This window comes from Arthrobacter oryzae (assembly GCF_037911235.1).
Lineage (GTDB): Bacteria > Actinomycetota > Actinomycetes > Actinomycetales > Micrococcaceae > Arthrobacter > Arthrobacter oryzae_E.
Genome location: NZ_JBBLYW010000026.1, coordinates 1 through 2955 on the forward strand (window position 1 = coordinate 1; position 2955 = coordinate 2955).

Genomic DNA, 2955 nt, shown 5'->3' on the forward strand with positions numbered 1-2955 from the left:
CTAGACCCGAAGCGAAGTGATCTACCCATGGCCAGGTTGAAGCGACGGTAAGACGTCGTGGAGGACCGAACCCACTTCAGTTGAAAATGGAGGGGATGAGCTGTGGGTAGGGGTGAAAGGCCAATCAAACTTCGTGATAGCTGGTTCTCCCCGAAATGCATTTAGGTGCAGCGTTGCGTGTTTCTTACCGGAGGTAGAGCTACTGGATGGCTAATGGGCCCTACAAGGTTACTGACGTCAGCCAAACTCCGAATGCCGGTAAGTGAGAGCGCAGCAGTGAGACTGTGGGGGATAAGCTTCATAGTCGAGAGGGAAACAGCCCAGACCACCAACTAAGGCCCCTAAGCGTGTGCTAAGTGGGAAAGGATGTGGAGTTGCGAAGACAACCAGGAGGTTGGCTTAGAAGCAGCCATCCTTAAAAGAGTGCGTAATAGCTCACTGGTCAAGTGATTCCGCGCCGACAATGTAGCGGGGCTCAAGTACACCGCCGAAGTTGTGGCATTCACATTTTATCCAAGCCTTTGTGGTTCAGGAGTGTGGATGGGTAGGGGAGCGTCGTGTGGGCAGTGAAGTCGCGGTGTAAACCAGCGGTGGAGCCTACACGAGTGAGAATGCAGGCATGAGTAGCGAAAGACGGGTGAGAAACCCGTCCGCCGAATGATCAAGGGTTCCAGGGTCAAGCTAATCTGCCCTGGGTAAGTCGGGACCTAAGGCGAGGCCGACAGGCGTAGTCGATGGACAACGGGTTGATATTCCCGTACCGGCGAAAAACCGCCCATGCTGAACAGGGGATACTAACTGCCCGAGACCTGCCCGATCACCCTTGTGGTGTGAGGGTTTTGGTGGAGCGCGGGACCTGATCCTGGGAGGTAAGCGTATTAACAGGTGTGACGCAGGAAGGTAGCCGAGCCGGGCGATGGTTGTCCCGGTCCAAGGATGTAGGGCGAACGGTAGGCAAATCCGCCGTTCATGATGCCTGAGACCTGACGGGACCCCCGTATGGGGGGATTCGGTGATCCTATGCTGCCTAGAAAAGCATCGACGCGAGGTTTTAGCCGCCCGTACCCCAAACCGACACAGGTGATCAGGTAGAGAATACTAAGGCGATCGAGAGAATTATGGTTAAGGAACTCGGCAAAATGCCCCCGTAACTTCGGGAGAAGGGGGGCCCCAACCTTGAACACCACATGCTGGTGGGAGGGGATCGGGGCCGCAGAGACCAGGGGGAAGCGACTGTTTACTAAAAACACAGGTCCGTGCGAAGTCGCAAGACGATGTATACGGACTGACTCCTGCCCGGTGCTGGAAGGTTAAGAGGACCGGTTAGCCGCAAGGCGAAGCTGAGAATTTAAGCCCCAGTAAACGGCGGTGGTAACTATAACCATCCTAAGGTAGCGAAATTCCTTGTCGGGTAAGTTCCGACCTGCACGAATGGAGTAACGACTTCCCCGCTGTCTCAACCATAAACTCGGCGAAATTGCAGTACGAGTAAAGATGCTCGTTACGCGCAGCAGGACGGAAAGACCCCGAGACCTTTACTATAGTTTGGTATTGGTGTTCGGAGTGGCTTGTGTAGGATAGGTGGGAGACGTTGAAGCCCGGACGCCAGTTCGGGTGGAGTCATCGTTGAAATACCACTCTGGTCACTTTGGACATCTAACTTCGGCCCGTAATCCGGGTCAGGGACAGTGCCTGATGGGTAGTTTAACTGGGGCGGTTGCCTCCTAAAAAGTAACGGAGGCGCCCAAAGGTTCCCTCAGCCTGGTTGGCAATCAGGTGTCGAGTGTAAGTGCACAAGGGAGCTTGACTGTGAGAGAGACATCTCGAGCAGGGACGAAAGTCGGGACTAGTGATCCGGCGGTACATTGTGGAATGGCCGTCGCTCAACGGATAAAAGGTACCTCGGGGATAACAGGCTGATCTTGCCCAAGAGTCCATATCGACGGCATGGTTTGGCACCTCGATGTCGGCTCGTCGCATCCTGGGGCTGGAGTAGGTCCCAAGGGTTGGGCTGTTCGCCCATTAAAGCGGTACGCGAGCTGGGTTTAGAACGTCGTGAGACAGTTCGGTCCCTATCCGCTGCGCGCGCAGGAAATTTGAGAAGGGCTGTCCTTAGTACGAGAGGACCGGGACGGACGAACCTCTGGTGTGTCAGTTGTACTGCCAAGTGCACCGCTGATTAGCTACGTTCGGATGGGATAACCGCTGAAAGCATCTAAGCGGGAAGCTCGCTTCGAGATGAGATTTCCATACACCTTGTGTGTGAGAGGCCCCCAGCCAGACCACTGGGTTGATAGGCCGGATGTGGAAGCGAGGACTAACGACTCGTGAAGCTGACCGGTACTAATAGGCCGATAACTTACACCACACACTCCCTTCGTGAACGGCATTCAAAAGACGTTCACACCCTGAAGAGAGTACGAAGATAACAAGACTGCTTGCGTCCACTATGTGGTTCCCAACCAACAAACCCGCCACCAGGCGGCACACGTTGCAAGGAACCAACAACTGAATAACAACACCACAGTTGTAACACCAGACTTCCCCCACACACCACACCGGTGCGTGACGGGTAACAGGGTTACGGCGGTCATAGCGTGGGGGAAACGCCCGGTCCCATTCCGAACCCGGAAGCTAAGACCCACAGCGCCGATGGTACTGCACCCGGGAGGGTGTGGGAGAGTAGGTCACCGCCGGAACATCATTAAGGTCGAGAGCCCCAACCACACGGTTGGGGCTCTCCCGCATTTAACCCGGAATCCGCAAGGGAACGCATGCCGTCCCGGCGTCGTTGGAGTTCCGTAGGCTCGACTCGAGGCCCGGCTGTTGACGCCAACCGAAAGTAGGGCCAATAACGCCAACTGAAAATGAGGCCACTGACCATTATGGAAGGTGATCACATTGGATGTTTGGGCGCAGATACGCCACCGATACGCGACGGAGAAAATCTCCAAG

Annotated in this window: 2 rRNA genes; both read left to right on the forward strand. The window is 55.4% G+C overall.

Going from position 1 to position 2955, the window contains the following annotated elements:
- Positions 1-2368, forward strand: a 23S ribosomal RNA gene (locus WMN78_RS08235); the annotation flags it as partial.
- A gap of 214 nt (positions 2369-2582) precedes the next feature.
- A 5S ribosomal RNA gene (gene rrf / locus WMN78_RS08240) occupies positions 2583-2699 on the forward strand.
- The last annotated feature ends 256 nt before the right edge of the window (positions 2700-2955 follow it).